The following is a 21,498-nucleotide window of genomic DNA, read 5'->3' as shown; positions in this document are numbered from 1 at the left end:
CGGATACTTGAGTCTACTCAACTCAACTTACGTCTGCGCAGGGGTATTCCGGATCCCGACGGCGCTGACGACGGATCCGGCCAGGAGCAGCAGCGCCATCACGATCACCGCGCGGTGGAACCCGCCGACGCTCATCGCACCGCCGAGCACGACGCCGGCGAGCGCCACCATCACCAGGCTCGCGATGCGGGCGATCGCGTTGTTCACCGCTGAGCCGACACCCGCCTCGGTCTGCGGCACCGAGCCGAGCACGGCGCTGGTCAACGGCGTCACCATCAGGGAGATCCCGACACCGACGAGGACGAGCCCCGGGAACACCGCGTACCAGTACGCGCCTGGTTCGCTGCCGACCAGGACCATGAGGAGCGACCCGACCGCGGCGACCGCTGGTCCCGCAGCCATGAACCAGCGTGGACCGTACCGCCCGGCGAACGATCCGACCGTCGTCGAGAGCAGCAGGAGGAGCACCGTGGGCGGCAGCGTCGCGAGGCCGGCGAGCCAGGCCGGGAGCCCCCACACCTCCTGCAGGAAGAGCGTGACGACGAAGCCGACCATCCCGAGGGCTCCGTAGATCGAGAGCGTCGCGATGTTGCCGACCGCGAAGTTCCGGGCGCGGAACAACTCCAGCGGGACGAGCGGTGCCCCGATCACCCGGGTGACGCGGAGCTCCCACGGCACGAACCCGACGAGCGCCAGCCCGCCGATGACGAGCGCGGCCACCACCGTCGGCGCACCCCACCCGAGCCGCCCCTGCTCGATGAGCCCGAGCACGACCCCACCGACCCCGACCACCGCGAGCACGGCGCCGACCACGTCCACGCGGGGGCGGTGCCCGGCGACGACGTCACCCGAGATCCGGCGGACGAGCGGGATCGTCACCGCGATGGGGACCGCCGTGAGGACGAAGATCCACCGCCAGCCGATGCCGTCGACGATGAGCCCACCGATCACCGGACCGACGATGACAGCCGCGCTCGACCATGCCGTCCACGATCCGATCGCCTTCGCCTGCGCCGCTCCCCGGTAGGCCGCGACGATGAGCGCGAGCGAGCTCGGGGTGACGAGCGCGCCACCGACGCCCTGCAACGCCCGCGCCACGATGAGCACGGCACCGGTCGGCGCCACCGCGCACAGCACCGATGCGACCCCGAACACGACGAGGCCCCACGTGATGATCCGGACGCGGCCGAACAGGTCGGAGAGCGAGCCCGCGACGAGGATCAGCGACCCGAGCGTGACCAGGTACGCGTCGACGGTCCACTGCTGCACGACGAGCCCACCGCCGAGTTCCTGCCGGATGGCCGGCAACGCGACGTTCACGACACTGGAGTCGAGCCCGACCACGAAGGACGCCAGGATCGCGACGACCAGCACCACGCGGCGGTCGTCACGGAGCGGTGCGGTGTGCACCGGGGTGGCGGGATCGGTCATGCGCTCATCATGCGCCCTCGGAGCGCCCCGGGAACGACGGAGCCCCGCACCTGTGGACAGGTGCGGGGCTCGGTCGTTCCCGGGGCTGGGATGTCTAGTTGGTGCGTGAGTCCGAGTTGGGCTGGACGGACGGCGCCGGGTTGACGACCGGGGCGGCCGTCGAAGCCTGGTCGGCGGGGACGCTCTGGACGGTGGTGCCGTCCGTGCCCTTGGCCTTCTTGTCGTCGGTGTCCATCTCCTTCTTGAAGATGTTGATGGACTGGCCGAGGCCCTTGGCGAGCGCCGGCAGCTTCGTCGCGCCGAACAGCAGCACCACGATGCCGAGGATGATCAGCAGGTGTACACCGGTGAGGTTTCCGAGCATCATGACTCCTTGATTCTGGAAGTGGTCGCCGTCAGCTCGTCGTCATCGACGAGCCCGGCGGAAGCCGTGGTCCGTCCATCGTAACTCGCACGGGCCGGGAAGCCCAGGTCGAGCGCCCGAACGAACACCTCCCGCACAGGATCGACACCATCAGCGCGCCAGGAGGTCAGTCCGCCAGCACGCGGTCGAGCGACCACAGCACGGCGGTCCCGGTCAGGCTCGGGATGTCCGCCTCGGTCACGCCGTGCAGGCGGTACGCGACCCGCTCACCCGGCAGCAGGGTCATGAACCCGCGGTCGACGGTGCCACCCGGCTGCACCCGGTCGGGCTGGAGGAGCAGGTCACGCACGAGCGACTCGGCCTCGACGACCAGGTCGAGCCCGTCGCCGTCCGCCGCGGGGGTGAACGCCGCGCGGTAGTGCGCCGGTTCCCACCGCATGTCCTTGTCCGGCGCCGGAGTCCACACCGCGCGACGCCAGTCCATGTCGGCCACGACGAGCTCACCGGTCGGGTCGCCCACCACCCCGACCGCGTCGGGCAGGGTCACGACCGCGACACCGGCCGCGTCGAGGTGCACGGGCAACGTCTCCTCGGCGAGGACACGGCCGGCGAGGTCGATGCGCCGGACGCGGACCACGCTGTCGAGACCGCGGCGGGTCGACCGGACGGCCACCTCGATCGGCGAGGAGCCGGCGGGTGCGGAACCGGCCACGTCCGCGACCGGCAGCGACGCGGTCGGGTGATCCGAGCCTCCAGTCCGGTCCGGGGCAGGAACCGTCCGGACCGACGAGACGGGCCGGATCGCCACCAGGACGTCGTCGTACAGCCGGCGCAGCTCGTGCGCCAGCGGCTTCAGCCGCCCTGCCGAGTCGATCGCCGACCACGACGACACGGGCCACAGGTCGTTCAGCTGCCAGACGATGACCCCGGTGTTGCGGGGCCAGTGCGTGCGCCAGTGCTCGACGCCGGTCGCGATGGCGCGCGCCTGCTGGAGCTGCGTCAGGTAGTGCCACCGGTCGAAGTCGGACGGCACGACGCCGAACCGGGGCGCGAGCCCGTCCGCGAGCTTCTGCATGCCGGATGCGGCCTTCTGGTGGTGCACGACACCGGGCGAGGACGGCGTCATCGGCTCGTCCGAGACCGCGTCGCGCATGGTGCGCCACGCGGGCGGTGCCTGCCAGCCGAACTCCGACACGAACCGGGGGACCGAGTCGCGGTAGTGGTCGTCGGAGAGGCGGTTCCAGACGTCCCACGAGTGGTGCGTCTCGTGGTCGACGTCGTTCGCGAACAGCGACTCGGAGCCGGACCACGGCGACGCGACCGTGTAGAACCGCGACGGGTCGACCGCATCGACGATCGTCGGCAGCAGGTCGAGGTAGTAGTCGAGCCCCCAGCCGCGCTCCCCGAGCGCCCGGTCCCAGCCGTCGACGTCGTGCAGCCAGATGTTCTCGTTGTTGCCGTTCCAGAGCACGAGCGAGGGGTGCCGGGAGAGCCGGGCGACGTTGTCGCGGGCCTCGGCGATGACCTCACTGCGGAGCGGCTCGTCCTCGGGGTAGGCCGAGCAGGCGAACGGGAAGTCCTGCCAGACGAGCAGGCCGAGCTCGTCGCAGACCTCGTAGAAGTCGTGCGACTCGTACACGCCACCGCCCCAGACGCGGACCATGTTCACGTTGAGGTCGGCCGCTGCACGCAGGCGCGATCCGTACCGCGGACGGTCGACCCGCGACACGATGACGTCGTCGGGGATCCAGTTCACACCGCGGACGTCGATGCGCGTGCCGTTGACGTACACGTCGAACGGACGACCGATGTCGTCCACCGCGGTGTCGATCCGCGTCGACCGGAACCCGGTGCGGAACGCCTGGCGGTCGAGGACCTCGCCGTCGACGGTCTGCAGCTCGACGACGACGTCGTAGAGCGGTTGCTCGCCGTACCCACGCGGCCACCACCGCTGCACCTCGGGGACCCGGACGGTGACGACGGTCTCGTCCTGCTTCGGGGTGACCTGCGCGCGAGACCGCTGCCGGGTCTTCGCGCCGTCCTCGGTCTCGCCGGAGACCGTGACGACGAGCACGAGGTCGTCGTCCTCGCCGTCCTGGTCGAGGTCGTTCAGTCCGGACCGCTCGAACGCGATGTGTGCGTCGAGGACGCCTTCGCCCGCCTCGATGTCGACGAGCGGCCGGACGTCGCGGAGCCTCGCGGTCGACCAGCGCTCGATCGCGATGGGACGCCAGGGGCCGCTGGTCACCGCGGTGAGCCCCCAGTCCCAGCCGAAGTTCGACGCCATCTTGCGGACGTACGGGAAGGGCTCGTCGTACGGCCCGGGCATCGCGCCGGCGCGGGCCGCGACGCGCCCGGCTTCGCGGTAGGGCGACTCGAACAGGATCTCGAGGTCGCGCTCGGTCCTGGTGTTGCTGCCGTCCGTGGTGTCGCGGAGGTCGAAGCGGTAGCGGCGGTGCATGTTCCGGGTGGCACCGATCTGCACGCCGTCCAGCGTCAGCTCGGCGACGGTGTCGAGGCCGTCGCAGACCAGGTCGACGCGCTCGTGACCACGGGGGTCGACGTCGACCGTGCGCGAGTACGTCCAATCGGCGCGCCCGACCCACTTCGCGGCGTCCTCGTCGCGGTCGAGCGTCGGGTCGGCGAGCAGGCCCTCGCGCTCGAGATCCGTGTGCACCTGACCGGGGACCGTGGCGGGGATGCCGGCGATGGCACCGGCCGGCGCGGTCGCCGGAGCGGTCTCGGCGACCATGGCGACGGTCCAGGCGTCGCGGAGTTCCTCGCGTTCGAGCGTCATGCGGATCCTTCTCTGGGCGGGCCGATCCGTGGCCCACCGCGGTCGGGGCCCGGCCGGCGGACCGTCCCGTGGCCGGTTCAACCGCCTGGAGGCACGGCACCGGTCGTCCGGGCGTCGTCGCGTCGCGCGCGTGGAACAGTCGGGTGATCCACGCACGAGGGTGCTCCGCGATGCTAGTACGGGTTGCTTTCGGGAACATCCGTACGGGCTGCCGTGGCAGGTTGGGGAGGTGATCACCGTCGAACTCGCCAAGGACCTCCGCGCAGCCGGACTCCGCTGGAACCCCGAGACCGGGGACCGGTTCGTCATCGACAAGCCCGGGGTCGACGACGACGTGTACACCGTGTCCGAGATGACCGTCGAGCGGCACGACCACCCGTCGGGCACCATCCTCGGGTTCAACGGGACGACCGAGTGGGCGCTCGATTCGGTGACCGCAGCCGAGTCGCTGTGGTTGCCCCGCGAGGACCAGTTGCGCGAGCTGCTCGGACCGTCGTTCGTCGGGCTCACCCGGGTCGCCGCCGGGGAGCGTGTGGTGCACACGGTGACGGTCGTGCTCCGGGGCGAGGACCGGTCGTTCGCTGCTGCGGACCCGGCGATCGCGTACGGGCAGGCCCTGGTGGCCTACATCACGGCCGCGCTGGAGTGAGCGTGCCTGAACGAATCCAGAATGGAGTTCGGGTGTTCCCTGGTTGTCTGGGACCATGACCGTTCCGAACATCACACTCAACGACGGCAAGACCATCCCGCAGCTCGGCTTCGGCGTGTTCCAGATCGACCCCTCGTCGACGAAGGAAGCGACGCTGACGGCGCTCGAGGTCGGCTACCGCCACATCGACACCGCCGAGATGTACGGCAACGAGAAAGAGGTCGGCGAGGCGATCGCCGAGTCGGGCATCCCCCGGTCCGAGATCTTCGTCACCTCGAAGCTCAACAACGGCTTCCACGACCCCGCGCTCGCGCTGGAGAACGGCAAGAAGTCGGCCGACCTGCTCGGCGGCTACACCGACCTGTTCCTGATCCACTGGCCGCTCGCGACCGTCAGCGACTTCGTGCCGACGTGGAAGACGTTCGAGGAGCTCTACGCCGCCGGCACCTCGCGCTCGATCGGTGTCTCGAACTTCGAGGCGCACCACCTCCGCAAGCTCGTCGCCGAGACGACGATCACCCCGGCCGTGAACCAGATCGAGGTGCACCCCTACCTGGCGCAGGAGTCGCTGCGCGCGGTCAACCGCGAACTCGGCATCGCGACGGAGGCATGGTCCCCGATCGCCCAGGGCCTGGTGCTCGACGACTCGACGATCGTCCGGATCGCGGAGTCGGTCGGCAAGAGCCCCGCGCAGGTCGTGCTCCGCTGGCACATCCAGCGCGGCGACATCGTCTTCCCGAAGTCGGTCACCCGTGCCCGCGTCGAGGAGAACTTCGCGATCTTCGACTTCGAGCTGTCCGACGAGGACATGACCGACATCACGACGCTCGACAAGGGGCACCGCACGGGGCCGGACCCCGACACGTTCGCCTACATCCCGGAGTAGGCGGTTCTGGTCGGGCTCGTTCCTGTGGGCGGGCTCGGCAGCTGCTCGCCTTGACGACAAGTGCGCATGCGCCCGCATGCGCACTTGTCGTTTGCACGCGCACATCACGCGGGCGCCTGTGGACAAGCCGGGAGGCTCGCCTCACGCCCGCCATGATGGGCGTGTGATCCTGCTCCCGGACTGCCCGGTCGTGCGCGTCGACGACCGCACGCCGCCGTCCGTCGCGCGGGCCGTGCAGCGCCGCGCCGGCGCCGACCTCGTGCGGATCGGTCGCGGACTGTACGTCGACCGTGCGCAGTGGCTCGCGCTCGACGACCGGGCGCGGCACCTCGTACGGGTCAGTGCCGTCCTCCCCCGGCTGCCCGGCGGCGCGGTGTTCGCCCACGAGTCCGCCCTGCTCCTGCACGGTGTCCGGCTGCTCGGTCCCGCGCCGGCCCGTGTCGTGGTCGCCGAACCGTGTCGCACGCGGCACCGGGGTCCCGACCACCCACTGACGCGCCCGCGAGTCGACCGCGGCCTGCTGGCGAGCCGGCTCGTCAGGCCCGGCGGGACGCCGTCACGGTGAACTTGTCCGTGCGGACGACCTGACGGGTCGGTCCGACGACCTTCTCCAGCACCGGCCGGTAACGCAGGTGCGAGTTCCAGACGCACCACAGTTCGCCGCCGGACTGGAGGATCGTGGCCGCGTTCCGGAACATCGCCTCAGCCGCGTCCGTGCTCACGGTGGTGTCCGCGTGGAACGGCGGGTTGCACAGGACCAGCTGGGCGGACCCCTCGTCGAGTTCGTCGCCGGCATCGCTCCGGACGGTGGTGACGCGGTCGCCGACGCCGTTGCGGTCGGCGGTCGCGCGGGTGCTCGCGACCGCCGCGTGCGAGACGTCGGTCGCGACGACACGGATCCCCGGCCGTCGCCTGGCGATCGCCGTCGCGATGACGCCGTTCCCGCAGCCGAGGTCGACGGCGACCCTGGCGGTCGGCACGGCGTCGTCCATCGCGTCGAGGAGCACCCGGGTGCCCATGTCCAGGGAGGAACCGGCGAAGACCCCGCCGTGCGCGGCGATGGACATCCCGAGTTCGTCGTTGTGCACCACGCGCGGCCAGGGCGCCGTGATGGCCGCACGGTTCGCGGCGGCGGTCAGGGGGTCCTGGGCGACGAGCAGCCGCGACTTCGCACGCCCGCGGGACGCCACGACCTCGCCGAAGGACCGTCGGAGGACGTCGTTCTGCGACAGGGTCATGAACTTCGTCCGTCCACCGCAGAGCAGCACGACGTCCGGTGCGGCGAAGCGTGCGACGGCCCTGGCGATCTCGTCGAGGCGGTCCAGGGACTTCGTCAGGCGGAGCAGCACGAGCCGGGCGTCCCGGAACGCGTCCTCGAGGGAGTCCGGGTGGTGGAAACCCCGGTGGCCGAACGTGCCGGCGTTCGCCTGCAGGGCACGCTGCGACACGAGCGAGTCCTGCACGACGCGGACGTTCGTGGCCCCGTGGACCGCGATCACGCCGATCGTGAGGACGCCGCGCTGGTCGTCCACGATCGCGACCGCTCCTGGCTGCCGCAGCGCGTCGCCGTGCACGTGCGGCGCCTCGTCGAGGATGAAGCGGTCGGTGCCGTCGATCGCGAGCAGGTCGGGCCCGTCGTCGTCGGGCGTCCGTCGGAAGAGGTCGGCGAAGTCGAACGCGGGCACCGGTGCAGCGTAGTCGGTCGGGCTCTCGACCGGCGCGGAACCGGTCATCGTGTGATGTGGGCACCCCCGTCCGACTCGTGGACGGTCGCCCCGCTGAACGTGTTCCCGCTGACCACGAAGCGGTTGGTCCGATCGCCGAACCGCAACCCGACGCGCACTCGTGGCTCCGTCCGGTCCACGCGGTTACCCGTGATCCTGCCGTCGTTCGCGGCGGACCGGACGTCGATGGCGACCGCGTCGCCGGAGACACCGGTGATCCGGTTCCCGCGCACCGTGAGGGCGGCGTTCGAGTGCTCGACCGCGATCGCGTCGTCGACGCTCGACACGATGGCGTTGTCCGCGACGGTGAGCCCGCGCGTCAGCTTCACCAGGATCCCGCCCGCGTCGGTGCCGCCGGCCCCGGTGACGGTGTTGCCCGTGACGGACCCCGTTGCCCGCGGTGCAGTCGACCCGACCGTGGTGCCGGCTCCACTGACGACGATCCCCGACCCGGCAGCCAGGGCACCGGTCCGGGTGACGCGGTTGCCGGCGATCACGAGGCCGGTCGGTGCGACGTCCGTGGTGCCACGGTCGGTCGCCGACTTGCTCGGGACCGCCGCGATCCCGACCCGGCATCCGCTGACGACGTTGTCCCGGATCTCGATCCGGTCACCCGCGTGGGTGTCGATCCCCTCCCACGCCGGGACGCCGCTGACGCGGTTGCGCAGCACCCGGACGCCCGACGACCGCCGGGTGACCGCGGTGCCGGCCGTGGCGTCCCTGGTCACCGTGATGCCGTAGGAGTTCACCTCGTCCGCACGCTGCCGGATGTCCGAGACCACGCTGTCCTGCACCACGGAGTCCGTCACACCGAGCAGGAGCACCCCCGCGTACCCCACCCTGGCGACGGACACGCGCTCGACGACGACACGGTCCGCGTACTCCACGTGGACGCCGTCGCGCGGGACGTCCCGCAGGTGTCCGCCCGAGATCCGGACGTCGGACAGGGGCGTCGATCGCTTGCCGCGCACGGTGATCGCGTTCGACCGGCCGCCGCTGGGAGCTCCGACCCCGGTGATCTCCGGTGCGACGATCCGGACGTCGGACGCACGCACGACGACGGCGTCCTGGTCCGCGGTCATCCGGATCGCCCCCGCGCCGGTGAACCGGATCGTGACGGCGCGCACGACCGTCAGCGACGTCGATCGCTCGACCGGCTCGCTGATGGTCAGCGTCCCGCCGACCGGCAGCGCGTCGAGCGAGGCCTGCAGCGCGTCCGGAGCACCCGTCTCCCCGTCCGCACTCCCGCCGCGGCCCCACGTCGCGACCACCACGGCAGCGACGACGCCGACGACACCGGCGGCGCCGCCGATGACGACGGAACGACGCGTCGGGGGCTGTGGTCCATCCATCGCGATCCCCTTTCCTCGGATATCAGAATACTCGCGCACTCGGCCCGGGGAAAGGCATGCGCAAATGGTCGATATTGCGGGAATAAGTGCGTTTGTGAATGTTGCATTTCGTACCCACAGGGTCACTCGTATCTGATATCTTCCGTGTCACTCCTCAATTCGACAGAAAGGGCAGCAATGCCGAAGTCGCAATGCACGGGCCGGACGAAACGGACCCTCGGTGCGAGCGTGCTCATACTCACCACGGTGACCGCGAGCCTCACCAGCACCAACGCCTGGGCAGCATCGACCCTCGACGACGCCCAGGTCGTCGGCCCGCTCGTGACGGAGACGTCGTCGTTCGAAGGGGCGCTCGCCTTCAGTGCACCGTCCGCGGGACGCGCCGGTCAACCGGTCCCCGCGAACCGTGCCGCGACCCTGGCCCAGGCACGGGCTGCCGCAGCCAGTTGGTTCGTCCCCGCGGCCGGATCGACGTCGACCGTCCGCCCCCAGTCCGATCCCGGACTCTGCCTGACCGCCGAGAGCCGGTCCATCACCAACTCGTCCCCGGTCACGCTCGAGGACTGTGTCGCCGGCGACCCGGCACAGCTCTTCACACAGGCGGCCAACACGGGATCGAACAACCCGATCGGCACCGGCATCAAGTCGACGTACAACGACGGCTACCTCGGGCTGTTCAACAAGGACGACGTGATGCGACTCCAGTCCCGGACGGTGGCCGACCGCATCCCGACGATCGACGAGTTCGTCTCCGGCTTCACGGCCCAGGTCGACGGCGTCGACGTCCTCACGCGGACGGCGCGCATCTCGGGAACGGGCGCCGCCGGTGCGAGGATCCTGGTGAACGGCGGTGCACCGGTGTGGGTCGACCAGAACGGCCGCTGGTCGACCTCCGTCGGATCCCTGGCCTTCGGTCCCAACGAGATCGGACTCGAGCAGTACGAGGGCGTCACGAAGACGGGCGAGGCAACGCTCACCGCGGAGCTGACGGCCGATGCCCTGACCTTCGACACCACCTTCCCCGCCGACGTCGACGCCGCCGTCCGCGCGTCCGGGACGGCGCATCCGGGCGCACGCGTGTCGCTCTTCCGTCCAGACGGTCAGCAGATCGGCGCGTCGGTCATCGCCGACGCCGTGACGGGCGCCTGGGCGACGACGATCCCGGCTCCGGACGCAGGCGGCCGGTACGCGGTGACGGCTGCACAGTTCCTCGACGGGCTCCGCGACACCGTGCACGACGTGACCAGGTCCGTGGACTACGGCTCTCCGGTGAGCATCACCACTCCGGAGGACGGCGCGACACACACCGGCGGAGCGCTCCACATGGAGGGCAGGGGCGAACCGGGCTCCCGGATCGAGGTCCACGACGTCACCGATGGTGACGCGGTCATCGGGCGGAGCCAGGACGGCGTCCTTCCGAACGAACGCTGGACCGTGGACACCACGACGCTCGACCGTTCCGAGCACGTCCTCCGGGTCGTGCAGCACTCCAGGGGCGCGAACACCACGGTCGCCGAGGTGACGGTGAACCCGGGCTCGACGAACAAGCTCGCGCCGATCACCCTCGACCGGCCGGACACCGTGACGCCTGGCGTGACGAACACCTTCTCCGGTCGTGGCGAGCCGGACGCCTCGTACGAGGTCCTGAACGTGTCCGACACGCCGCTGGTGCCGGGCACGCTGACCATCGACCCGGACGGCAACTGGACGTTCGACCGGGTCATCTCGTCCGGCGCGACCGAGTTCCGGTTCAAGATCCGGCAGAGCAAGGGCGACGTCACGGAGACCTCCGAGTTGTTCGTGCTCCACGCGAACCAGGGCTTCGACCCGGTCACGCTCGACACGCGGTCGGTGCGGCCCGGAGAGGTGAACACCTTCACCGGCAGCGGACCGAAGGGCGCGGCGTTCGAGGTGCTCAACGCATCCGGCAACGCAATCGTGCCGGGACGCCACGAGATCGGTGGAGACGGCACGTGGTCGTTCGACCGGATGGTGTCGGCCGGGCAGCTCGACTTCAAGTTCAAGCTCCGCATCACCATCGACGGGGCGACCTACACCACGTCGCTCTTCACCGTGTCGGCGAACACCCGCTGACCCGGACTGACCGGCGGGGCCGTCGAACCCACGGCGACGGCCCCGCCCACCGCCTGCCATCCGATCCCCATCGAGGAGGAACCACATGACCAAGCACCGCCGTCGGAGTATCGCCGCCGCCACGACCGCCGCGCTGCTCGCCGTCGGCACGCTCACCGCGGGGGCGTCCACGACAGCATCACCCGATGCGGTCTCCCGCGTCGGCCAGGAAACGCCCATCACGCCGAACACCACGGTGAGCGCGCCCCGGGACGTCCGCGTGGATGCCGAGGAGAACGGCATGTACATCTTCGCGACGCCGGTCTGCAACTTGGCCAAGTCGTGCAGTTCCTGGGTCAAGATCCCGAGCGTCGGCATCGAGCGCAAAGAGGTCGACACCAGGTACGGCATCCTCGTGCCCTGGCCGTCGTCCTGGCGCGAAGGCGAGACGATCTCGTCCGGGTACGTGCACTCCTACGCGCGCGACATCTTCGGCATCGGCTGGTACAGCAAGACGACCACGTCGCTCGGCGCGATCACGCGTCCGTACGCGGTCCGCTCGATCACCGCGCGGGTGACGGGACAGGACGACTCCGCGCGATCGGCGTCGATCACCGGGACTGCGACGCCGAACGCGTCCATCCGCCGGAACAACACCGTCGTGGCGACCGCGAACGCGAGCGGCACCTGGAGCGCCGTCATCGGCGGGCTCAACCCCGGCAAGAACACATTGACGTTCCAGCAGTACGTCGACAACGCCTACCGGAACCAGACCTCCGTCGACGTGACGTTCGCACCGAAGCAGCTGCTCACGGGCATCACCGGGACGACGACGACGCTGCCGGCCGGATCGACCACCACGGTGTTCGGACACCTCCGTGCCACCGCGGAGTTCGCCACCCCGGGATCGGACGCCAGGGTCACGTTCACCGCGCCGGACGGCACCACCTTCCCGCGAGCGCTCACGACGGTCCGCGGCCAGCAGCGTCCGGCATCGGGTGGCGACTGGACGGACTTCCCCGCGGACAACCTCGTCGACGGTTCGGTCTCGGCCGACGGTCGATCGGTCACCTTCCGGTGGGCGCCGGGCAACGCCGGGTGGAAGCTCACCGCGGGGCAAGAGGTCCGGTTCGGTGTCCCGGTGCAGAACCCGGGGAACGCCGCCGACACCGGCGAGCTGGGGATGTCCGTCACCGGCTCCGCTCCGCAGGGCTCGCTCGCAGCATCGGCGACGACGCCCGTGCGGATCGAGGCAGGCACCCTCTCGCCGGTCACCCGGACCGGTCCGGACACGGTGGCTCCCGGGACGACGAACACCTTCACCGGGACCGCGACGCCCGGAGCCACGTTCCAGGTCGTGGACGCCACGGGCGAGGTCATCGTCCCCGGTGGCCCGTTCGACGTCGACGACCGCGGCAACTGGTCGTTCACCGCCGAGGTCCCCGTCGGAGCCACGGACTACGCGTTCGCGATCCGGCAGACCGCGTTCGGCCAGACCGAGACGTCGCAGCTCTTCCGGGTGCCGGCCGACACCCGGAACTGAGACGGCGGCCGGGCGAGGAGACGCCCGCAGGCAACAGGACGTCTCCTCGCCCGGCACCCGTGGCCACAGAACCGACCGAGTCCAGAGACCGGGGACCCCGCATGAACCACTTCGTCGTCGCACGAGCCCTCCTCTCCGGATGGTGGATCGTGCTCGCCGTCTCGATCGTCGGCGGCGGCGTCGCGCTCCTGGTGACGAGCACGACACCGCCCACGTTCCGCGCGTCGACGTCGTACTACGTCTCCGTGGCGGGGCAGGAGAGCGCCTCCGCTGGTGAGATCGCCCAGGGGTCCACCGCCGCGCAGCAGAAGATCAAGTCGTACACGGTGCTGGCGTCGTCACCGCGGGTCCTCGAGCAGGTGATCGCCGCGCTGCGGCTCGACACGACCCCCGCGGCGCTCGGGCGCCGTGTGACCTCCGTGGTGAGCACCGGGACGGTGATCATCGAGATCTCGGTCACCGACGGCGATGCCCGGGCCGCCGCGCGCATCGCCGCCGCAACGGGTCGGGTCCTCGCCGAGGTCGTCTCCGAGATCGAGCCGAGGACCGCTTCCGGAGAACCGTCCGTCCGTCTCGAACGCGTGTCGGAGGCATCGGTCCCGACCGCACCGATCGCGCCGAGGACGTCCGCGGACCTCGCTCTCGGGTTCGCCGCCGGACTGGCATCCGGGACCGGACTCGCCCTCCTCCGCGCCGCTGCCGACACGCGCGTCCGGTCCGCAGAGGACATCGACGCCGACGTCCCGCTGATCGGCGAGATCGGCATGGACCCGGAGGCCTCCCGGCAGCCGCTGATCGCCCGCGACGAGGGCACGACCACCCGGGCGGAGGCGTTCCGCAGCCTCCGCACCAACCTGCAGTTCCTGCGGACCGGCGGGGTGTCCACGATCGCCGTCACGAGCCCGCGTCCTGCCGAGGGCAAGACCACCACGACACTGAACCTCGCGATCGCCCTGGCCCAGAGCGACGTGCGCACCGTGGTCGTCGACGCGGACCTCCGACGCCCGAACGTCGCGAGCACCCTGGACCTCGAGGGCGCCGTCGGCCTCACCGATCTGCTCGTCGGCCGTGCCGAACTCGACGACGTCCTGCAGGAATGGGGGGTCGACGCGTTCAGCGTGCTCCCCGCGGGGACGATCCCGCCGAACCCGAGCGAACTCATCGGCTCGGCGGCGATGGAACAGGTCATCGCGGACCTCACCGAGCGGTTCGACGTCGTGCTCGTGGACACACCGCCGGTCCTGGCGGTGACCGACGCAGCGCTCGTCAGCACGCTCGTCTCCGCCACACTCCTCGTCGCTGCCGCCGGTCAGACCAAGCGCTCGGACGTCCGGCTCGCGGTCACCGCGCTGACCCGCGTCGGCGAGCGGGTCGACGGCGTCGTCCTGACGAAGTCGCGACGACCGGTGGCCGACGGCTACTACGCACGCCCCGGTACCACCACGTCCGCGCCGATCGCCCTGAGGAGCACTTCGTGAAGCGCGCGCTCGATGCGATCGGGGCGGCGCTCGCCCTCCTCGGCCTGTCCCCACTGCTCATCGGGCTCGCGGTGCTCGTCGCGGTGCGCCTCGGCCGCCCCGTGCTCTTCCGCCAGGACCGGCCCGGACTGCACGGCACGACGTTCACCATCGTCAAGTTCCGCACCATGCTCGAACCGGCAGCAGTCGACGGCACGGTCGACGACGCCGATCGCCTCACCCCCTTCGGTCGCTGGCTCCGCTCGACGAGCCTCGACGAGCTGCCGAGCCTCTGGAACGTGCTCGTCGGCGAGATGAGCTTCGTGGGGCCGCGACCGAGCCTCTGCCGATACCTCGACCTCTACACACCCGAGCAGCACCGGCGGCACGACGTCCGCCCCGGCCTCACGGGGCTCGCGCAGGTCCGGGGTCGCAACGCGCTGCCGTGGCCGGAGCGGCTGCGTTCGGACCTCGAGTACGTGGACACCAGGTCGCTCGCCCTCGACGCCCGCATCCTGCTGCGGACGATCGGGGTCGTGCTCCGCCGCGAGGGCATCACGACGCCGGGTCACGCGACGAGCGAGGCGTTCACCGGGACGAGCACGTGATGCCCGGGCAGCGCGTCGTGTGGATCGTCAACCACTACGCCCACCACCACGAACGCGACGGTCGCGCCACTCGTCACCAGCTGCTCGCGGAGCACCTCGGCGACCACGGCTGGCGCACCGTCGTCGTCGCCGCCGGCACCGACCACCCCACCGGACGCGCACACATGCGACGAGGCCGCCTCCGCGAGCGATGGGCGGGCGCCGGCTACGAGTTCTGCTGGCTCCGCGGTGTCGACCACCGCGGCGCCGGGCTCCGGCGCACCACCAGGCGCCTCGCCGACATCGTGTCCTTCACGGTCCTGCTCCTCGTCCCCGGCACGCTCCGTGGGCTCCCCAGACCGGACGTCGTGGTCGGGAGCTCGTTCCACCCGCTCGCCGCCTGGGCCGCGTCGCTCCTGGCCGCCCGGTTCCGCGTGCCGTTCGTGTTCGAGCCCCGCGACCTGTGGCCGGAGTCCGCGATCGGGCTCGCCGGGCTCGCTGAACGCCATCCGCTCGTCCGGGTGCTCCGGTCGGTCGAACGGCGCACCGTCGACCGTGCCGCGCACCTCGTGTCGCCCCTCGACGGCGTCGGCAGGTACTACGCCGAGCGCGGCCAGCCCAGGCCGTTCACGTGGGTACCGAACGGCGTGCGGACCGCCGAAAACGACGTCGACGTCGACGAGACCAGCACAGCCGACGAGACCAGCACAGTCGACCAGACCAGCGGAGCCGGCGCACCCGACGCCGATGGGTCCGCTCCGTTCACGATCGCGTACATCGGGTCGATGGGCCCGGCGAACGCCCTCGAGACCCTCCTCGACGCCTTCGTCCTCGCAACGGGCCGTGCCGGCGCCGCCGGCGGACCGCAGCTCCGACTCCGCATGGTCGGGGACGGCGCCGACGTGGGCGCACTCCGGGAACGCGTGTCGAGCCTCCCGTCCGCCCCGGACGTGATCTGGGACGGACGCGTGCCGCAGGACCAGGCCCGCCGCATCGGCCAGCAGGCCGACTGCCTCGCCGTCACGATGCACGACCTGCCGCTCTACCGGTACGGGGTCTCGATGAACAAGCAGTACGAGTACATGCTCGCCGGGCGGCCGCTGCTGGTCGCGGCTCCGGTGCCTCTGGCACCGGTCGCCGCGGCGCGCTGCGGGCTGCAGGTCCCCCCGGACGACCCGGCCGCGCTCGCGGAGGGCATGCTCGCACTCGCCGCCATGCCGGCTCCGGATCGCGACGCCATGGGCGCGCGCGGCCGCGCGCACGTCCTCCGCGACAACGACTACCGCATGCTCGCCAGCCGGTACGCCGGCGCGCTCGACGCTGCGGCGAGCGCCGCATGACGCCGGACATCGTGCACGTCTCGAGCGCCCATCCGTGGGTGGACAACCGCGTGCACCTCCGCGAAGCCGCTGCGGCGGCGGATGCCGGGTACCGCGTGCGGTTGATCGCGGTCGACTGCGCCCTCGACGCTCCGCCCACCGCTGTGGAGGTCGTCCGGATCCCGCGCCGCCGCCGTCTCCGACGGATGCTCGTCTCCACGACGCAGGCGCTCGTGCTGGCGCTGCGGTCGCGGGCGCGGCTCGTCCACCTCCACGACCCGGAGCTCATCTGGACCATCCCCGTGCTCCGCGCCGCCGGCCGGATCGTCGTGTACGACGCACACGAGGACCTGCCCGACCAGATCTGGGGCAAGGACTACCTGTCGTACCGGCAGCGGGCGGTGCTCTCCGCCCTGTCGCACGGCCTGCTCCGGCTCGCCGGCACCGCGGACCGGGTCGTCACGGCGACCGAGTGGACCGGCCGCCGGTTCCCGGCGGCGCGGCGGATCGCGATCCACAACTACCCGTTGCGGCGCGCGGCCGACGATGCGCAGACCGGACTGGAGGCTCGGCCCACCGTGGTCGCGCACGTCGGCGTCCTGAGTCACGACCGTGGCATCGACGTGGTCGCGGCCGTCCCCGGCCAGCCGGACTTCCCGCCGGGCTGGCGGATGGAGCTCGTGGGGGCGATCGACGCCGCCACGGACACGACGGCGCTCCGTGACGCCGAGTCGAGCGGCCGGCTCCGCCACGGCGGGGTCGTCGGCCCGATGCAGGCGCGCGACCTGCTGCTCGGCGCGCGGATCGGCGTCATCCCCTTCCGGCGGACGCCCGTCACGGACCAGATCTTCCCGACGAAGCTGTTCGAGTACCTCGCAGCGGGCCTCGCGGTGATCGCGACGGACACCCCGCTGTTGCGGATGCTGCTCGATGGCTCGGACTGCGTCACCTTCGTGCCGCCGGACGACCCCGCCGCGATCGCCGGTGCCGTGCGCCGCTACGCCGAGGATCCGGGCCTGCTGCTCCGGCACGGCGCGGAGGCACGGCGAGCGGCGCAGCGGTTCCGGTGGCACCGTGAGGCTGATCGCCTCGTCGCGATGTACGACGAGCTCCTGCCGTGCGTGCGTCGCTGACGGCGGCAGAGCGATCGCTCCTCGTCGCGCTGCTCCGCCGAGTGATCGTGGTGTGCGCCACGGTCGCGGTGCTCGGCATCACGACCGACTGGATCGCGGCGAACCTGGTGGCACCGCTCTTCTCCTACAACGGGTTCACGCACGTCGACGCGCCGTGGCAGCTCCGGGTGGTGGTGACCGCCCTGACCGCGGCCGTCGCCCTGGCGCTGCCCGCCGTCGTGCGCAGGCCGTCGCACGTGGTGCTCTGGACGATCTTCGTGGTGTGCGTCGCACCGACCATGCTGATGAGCCCCTCGACCGGGTACCTGCCGACCGACACCGCCCTCGCACTGAGCGCCGCGGTCGGGGTGTCGTTCGCGCTGGTCTGCATCGCGACGCCGCGGGCACCGGCCCCACCGGCGGTGAGCGGCGTCGACCGGATCCCACTCGGGGCGCGCGGTATCGACCGCGGGGCACTGACCTGGACGGTGTGCGGCGTGTACTCGGCGGCGACCTACGGCGTGATGGTCGCGACCGTCGGGCTGCAGGTCCGCTTCCTTGCGCTCGACGACATCTACGACGTGCGCGCCGAGTACGCAGCGGACGTCGGCACGGGCGGGACGCTCGGCTACCTGCTCACCGGGCAGGCGTACGTGATCAACCCGCTCGTGCTCGCCCGCGGACTCGCACGACGGCGGCCGAGCCTGGTCGCCGCCGCGGTCGTCGGGCAGTTCCTGCTGTACTCGAGCACCGGGTTCAAGGCCGTCCTGTTCTCCTTCGTCGCCGTGCTCGGCATGGCCGTCCTCTTCCGGGGTCGGTCCGCGCGCGGATCGACCCCGCTCCTGGTCGCACCGATCGTCATCATGATCGTGTCCGCCGTCGCCGACGAGGTCCAGGGCGGGATCACGTGGACGTCGGTGTTCACGCGACGGTTCATGCTCACGCCTGGGCTCCTCAGTTCGGTGTACGTGCAGTACTTCTCGGACAACCCCGTCGCCGAGTACGGGTACTCGTTCCTCCGGGCTTGGGTGGACTACCCGTACGACCTGCCGCCACCGAAGCGCATCGCGGACTTCCTCGTGCCGGGGTCGACGGGCTACGCGAACGCCAACCTGTTCGCCGACGGGTTCGCGAACCTCGGGTGGGCGGGCATCCCGGTGGCGGCGGCAGCGCTGCTGCTGTGGCTCCGGGGGCTCGACCTCGCCGCCCGGGGACTGCCGCTCCGGGTGGCGGCGATGGCGGTCGTGATGCCGAGCATCATGCTGAGCAACACGTCGATCTTCACGGCGATGCTCTCGCACGGGCTGCTCGTCGGGACGATCGTGCTCGCGATCGCCCCGCGGAGCGGGTGGGACCGCGCGGACGGTACCGCCTGCGCCACCGAGGCCGGGCGCGCGCCCGGGGTCGGGCGCGCGCCCGGGGCTGGGCGCGCGCCCAGGGTCTGGCGCGCGCCCGGGGCCACCGGGGCCGCGCCGGTCGGGCGCCCGGACGTCGCTCCGCCGGTGGCGCCTCACCCCTCTCGGTAGCGCGTCACCGCCCCGGCCGTCGCCACGACGGGCGTCGTCGTGGCCCGCCAGTCGTTCGCGACCAGCACCACGTCGTTGTCGGCCTGCCGGCACTGCACGCCGTACACCGGCGGCGCGGTCGCACCAGCGGTGTAGCGGTTGTCGAGCAGGACGACCGTGTTCGCCGTCGCCCGGACGTCGACGGCGACCGACGTGGCGGTCCCCTGCGGTCGGAGGCCGGCCACCACGTTGCCGATCAGCGTGAGGTCCTCGTTGGAGTGGTAGAGCGAGACACCCCGACGGACACCGTCGGTGCACCGGTTGTGCGCGAGCACGACGCCGCGGGTCAGGTAGACGAGGATCCCCGCGTCACGATCACCGTCGCCGTACCCGGTCACGGTGTTCCGGAGCACGATCCCGGTCGCGCGCTCCGCGGCCGACCCCACGGTCTCGCCCGCACCACGCACGATGATGCCCGAGCCCGGCCCCTGCGTCGAGCGGGAGACGACGTTGTCGACCACCGAGCAGTCCAGCGGCGCGTACTTCGTCGCCGACGCGTCGGATTCGTCCTTCGACGGCACCACGGCGATGCCGACCCGGCAGTCCTCGACACGGTTCCGGACGATCGCGATCGACGAGCCGCCGTGTGTGTCGATGCCCTCCCAGTGCGGGACGCCCGAGACGTGGTTGTCGGCGATCAGGATCCGGCTGCTCCGCGGGGAGTCGTCGAGCCCGGTCGTCGTGGCGCGGACCGCCTCGATGCCGTACGAGTTCGGGTACGGCGCCGGCTGTGTCACACGACGGATGCGATTCCCGGTGACGGAACCCCGGACGCACGAGAACATGAGCACCCCGGCGTACCCGACGTCCGCGATGTCGCAGTCGTCGACCACGAAGCCCTCGCAGTGTTCGAGCAGGACACCGTCGTGCGGGAACCCGTGGACACGTGCACGCGTGACGTGCACGTCCCGCAGGGGCGCCTTCGCCGTGCCCGTCGCGCGGACGCCTCGACCGAGCCCCGAGTGCTCCGCACCGGGACCGTCGAGCACGGCGTCGACGACGCGTACCAGGCTCGACCGGATGTGCACGAGGTCGATGTCCCGGTCCGTGGCAACGGATCCCCCGGCGAACCGGAGCGTCAGCGGCTGGTCCACGACCAGTGGTTCCGCGAGCGTCCACCGACGCGTCACGTCGACGACGGCGTGCGGGCGGGCCTGGTCGAGGACGTCCTGCAGCCGTGTCGCGTCGATGTCCGAGGCGGACCGTGACGCCGACGTCGGCGCGGGCGGCACGGACGCAGCCCGGGCGGAGGGCGTGCGTCCGATCAACACCGCGCCGGGAGCCGCTGCCGCGCCGAACAGCGCCGCGCGACGGGTCAGGGTACGGGCGACGTCATCGATGCGCATCGTCGGACCCCGTCCGTCCGTCGCACCGGTCCGTGCACGGGTGCGAGTCGGTCAGTCGCGGACGGACCGGGTCGCCGCGACCACCAGCCCGAGCATCACGAGGTAGGACGCGATCATCGCGCCGGAGAGCCCCGCCAGCACCACGGGCACGGGCGCACCGAGCAGCGTCGGCACGATCACCGCACCGGACGTCAGGACCAAGCGTCCGGCATCCCAGGCGAGTTGCGAGGACTGTCGACCGAGCATCCCGAGTACCTGGCTCACCGGCGACACCGCGACCTGGAGCGCGAACGCCGGCGCCAGGATGCGCGCGTACTCGCCCGACCGTGTCCAGTCCGGCCCGAACACCGCACCGAACACCGACGGCCCGGACATCATCACGACGACGGCCGTAGCAGCCCCGAGCACCAGCAGACGACCCACGACCCGCCGGAGCGGATCTCGTACCGACGCTCCGGCGCGGATCCGGCCACCGATCGTCCCGGCGACCGTCTGCGCGACGGCGTCCGCGAGCATCCCGACCGGTGAGCCGAGGACCCGCATCGTCAGGGCCACCAGTCCCGCCGCCGCACTGCCGTGCGCCGCGGCGATGAGCAGCCCCGGTGCCTGCTGCCCGACCACGTTGAGCATGGAGGACCACGGGGTGAACCAGAGGAAGCGTCGGTGCACCGTCAGCGCGGCCCGGACGGAGTGCGGTGATGGGCTGACTCGGAGCGACGCCGGACGGAGCATCCCGAGCAGTGCCGCGAGTCGCCCGGCAGCCAGTCCGCCGGCGAGCCCGAGGGCTCCGGTCGAGGCCATCACGAGGTTCCACACGGTCTGCCCGACCCCCTGGCACACGTTCCGGATCGCGATCGAGCCGTGACGCCGGCCCCGGGCGAGCACCGCGGTTGCCACCCGGTGGAGTCCGACGGCCCCGGTCGTGACCGGGACGATCCACCAGAGGTCGGCGAACGTCGGCGCCGAGAACTGCGCAGCGAGCGCATCGCGCGCGAGCCAGGTGGCCACTGCCGTCGCACCACTGACGAACGCCGTCGAGACGATGCCGATCAGCACGAGCGCGCGCATCGTGGCGTCCTGCGCCACGGGGAGCGCGCGATCGGTCCCCATGGTCGCTCCCGCGCCGAGCACGGAAGCGATCGCGGTGACGACGGCGAGCACGCCGAAGTCCGTCGGGGCGTACAGCCGGGTCAACAGCGGCGAGACGGCGATGACCAGGCCCTGGCCGAGCAGCGTCCCGAACAGGATCGTGAGGATCGCACGCGTGGGTCGAGGTCGGGGTCGGCGCACGGT

17 protein-coding genes are annotated in these 21,498 nt (G+C 71.5%); 10 read left to right on the top strand and 7 right to left on the bottom strand.

Annotated elements, in window-relative coordinates:
* Window positions 1–27 precede the first annotated feature (27 nt).
* From ACIPJ2_RS06180 to ACIPJ2_RS06170, 3 genes are all read right to left on the bottom strand, one after another.
* Window positions 28–1,431, bottom strand: a complete 1,404-nt coding sequence (locus ACIPJ2_RS06180) for an MFS transporter (protein ID WP_402728026.1) — start codon at window positions 1,429–1,431, stop codon at window positions 28–30.
* Window positions 1,432–1,525: 94 nt separating this feature from the next.
* Window positions 1,526–1,795: a twin-arginine translocase TatA/TatE family subunit gene (gene tatA / locus ACIPJ2_RS06175; RefSeq protein ID WP_281266794.1), complete on the bottom strand. Its 270-nt coding sequence runs from the start codon at window positions 1,793–1,795 to the stop codon at window positions 1,526–1,528.
* 166 nt (window positions 1,796–1,961) lie between these two features.
* The gene (locus tag ACIPJ2_RS06170) at window positions 1,962–4,592 is read right to left on the bottom strand and encodes a glycoside hydrolase family 2 protein (RefSeq protein WP_402728025.1); all 2,631 of its coding nucleotides are present in this window, start codon (window positions 4,590–4,592) and stop codon (window positions 1,962–1,964) included.
* A gap of 229 nt (window positions 4,593–4,821) precedes the next feature.
* Here ACIPJ2_RS06170 and ACIPJ2_RS06165 point away from each other — a divergent pair, with 229 nt between their 5' ends.
* The 3 genes from ACIPJ2_RS06165 to ACIPJ2_RS06155 all read left to right on the top strand — a co-directional run bounded on the left by ACIPJ2_RS06165 (window position 4,822) and on the right by ACIPJ2_RS06155 (window position 6,692).
* Complete coding sequence (locus ACIPJ2_RS06165) at window positions 4,822–5,241, top strand: pilus assembly protein CpaE (RefSeq protein ID WP_402728024.1); 420 nt, start codon at window positions 4,822–4,824, stop codon at window positions 5,239–5,241.
* 55 nt (window positions 5,242–5,296) lie between these two features.
* Window positions 5,297–6,127, top strand: a complete 831-nt coding sequence (locus ACIPJ2_RS06160; protein WP_281266791.1) for an aldo/keto reductase — start codon at window positions 5,297–5,299, stop codon at window positions 6,125–6,127.
* Between the two features lie 163 nt (window positions 6,128–6,290).
* Window positions 6,291–6,692 carry a hypothetical protein gene (locus tag ACIPJ2_RS06155; RefSeq protein ID WP_402728023.1) on the top strand — a complete coding sequence of 134 codons (402 nt, stop codon included), beginning with the start codon at window positions 6,291–6,293 and terminating at the stop codon, window positions 6,690–6,692.
* On the opposite strand, the gene ACIPJ2_RS06150 is transcribed toward ACIPJ2_RS06155, so the two are convergent.
* Together ACIPJ2_RS06150 and ACIPJ2_RS06145 are read right to left on the bottom strand one after the other, a co-directional pair.
* The gene (locus tag ACIPJ2_RS06150) at window positions 6,664–7,812 is read right to left on the bottom strand and encodes a class I SAM-dependent methyltransferase (protein ID WP_402728022.1); all 1,149 of its coding nucleotides are present in this window, start codon (window positions 7,810–7,812) and stop codon (window positions 6,664–6,666) included. The two genes, ACIPJ2_RS06155 and ACIPJ2_RS06150, sit on opposite strands and share 29 nt — an antisense overlap.
* A 44-nt stretch (window positions 7,813–7,856) precedes the next feature.
* A complete protein-coding gene (locus ACIPJ2_RS06145; RefSeq protein WP_402728021.1) occupies window positions 7,857–9,203 on the bottom strand; it encodes a right-handed parallel beta-helix repeat-containing protein in 1,347 nt (448 codons plus the stop codon).
* A gap of 246 nt (window positions 9,204–9,449) precedes the next feature.
* Between ACIPJ2_RS06145 and ACIPJ2_RS06140 the strand changes: the two genes are divergently transcribed.
* From ACIPJ2_RS06140 to ACIPJ2_RS06110, 7 genes are all read left to right on the top strand, one after another.
* Entirely contained in the window at window positions 9,450–11,297 is a 1,848-nt protein-coding gene (locus tag ACIPJ2_RS06140; protein WP_402728020.1) for a hypothetical protein, read from the top strand.
* 85 nt (window positions 11,298–11,382) lie between these two features.
* Window positions 11,383–12,819 (top strand): hypothetical protein, encoded by a 1,437-nt coding sequence (locus ACIPJ2_RS06135; protein WP_402728019.1) that lies wholly within the window; start codon window positions 11,383–11,385, stop codon window positions 12,817–12,819.
* A gap of 101 nt (window positions 12,820–12,920) precedes the next feature.
* Window positions 12,921–14,297, top strand: coding sequence for a polysaccharide biosynthesis tyrosine autokinase (locus ACIPJ2_RS06130; RefSeq protein ID WP_402728018.1), 1,377 nt, complete (start codon window positions 12,921–12,923; stop codon window positions 14,295–14,297).
* On the top strand, window positions 14,294–14,884 hold the full coding sequence (locus tag ACIPJ2_RS06125; protein WP_402728017.1) for a sugar transferase: 591 nt from the start codon (window positions 14,294–14,296) through the stop codon (window positions 14,882–14,884). The genes ACIPJ2_RS06130 and ACIPJ2_RS06125 overlap by 4 nt, the downstream gene beginning before the upstream one ends.
* The gene (locus ACIPJ2_RS06120; RefSeq protein WP_402728016.1) at window positions 14,884–16,203 is read left to right on the top strand and encodes a glycosyltransferase family 4 protein; all 1,320 of its coding nucleotides are present in this window, start codon (window positions 14,884–14,886) and stop codon (window positions 16,201–16,203) included. The genes ACIPJ2_RS06125 and ACIPJ2_RS06120 overlap by 1 nt, the downstream gene beginning before the upstream one ends.
* On the top strand, window positions 16,200–17,315 hold the full coding sequence (locus ACIPJ2_RS06115) for a glycosyltransferase family 4 protein (RefSeq protein ID WP_402728015.1): 1,116 nt from the start codon (window positions 16,200–16,202) through the stop codon (window positions 17,313–17,315). The genes ACIPJ2_RS06120 and ACIPJ2_RS06115 overlap by 4 nt, the downstream gene beginning before the upstream one ends.
* Entirely contained in the window at window positions 17,300–18,820 is a 1,521-nt protein-coding gene (locus ACIPJ2_RS06110) for a hypothetical protein (protein WP_402728014.1), read from the top strand. The genes ACIPJ2_RS06115 and ACIPJ2_RS06110 overlap by 16 nt, the downstream gene beginning before the upstream one ends.
* On the opposite strand, the gene ACIPJ2_RS06105 is transcribed toward ACIPJ2_RS06110, so the two are convergent.
* Window positions 18,805–20,205: a nitrous oxide reductase family maturation protein NosD gene (locus ACIPJ2_RS06105; protein ID WP_402728013.1), complete on the bottom strand. Its 1,401-nt coding sequence runs from the start codon at window positions 20,203–20,205 to the stop codon at window positions 18,805–18,807. The genes ACIPJ2_RS06110 and ACIPJ2_RS06105 overlap by 16 nt on opposite strands.
* 51 nt (window positions 20,206–20,256) lie before the next feature.
* A complete protein-coding gene (locus ACIPJ2_RS06100; RefSeq protein ID WP_402728012.1) occupies window positions 20,257–21,495 on the bottom strand; it encodes a lipopolysaccharide biosynthesis protein in 1,239 nt (412 codons plus the stop codon).
* Between the last annotated feature and the right edge of the window lie 3 nt (window positions 21,496–21,498).

This window comes from Curtobacterium sp. NPDC090217, from assembly GCF_044746705.1.
Taxonomy (GTDB): Bacteria; Actinomycetota; Actinomycetes; order Actinomycetales; family Microbacteriaceae; genus Curtobacterium.
Note: the sequence above shows the minus strand (reverse complement) of the source record. Positions and strands in the feature narration are given on the sequence as shown.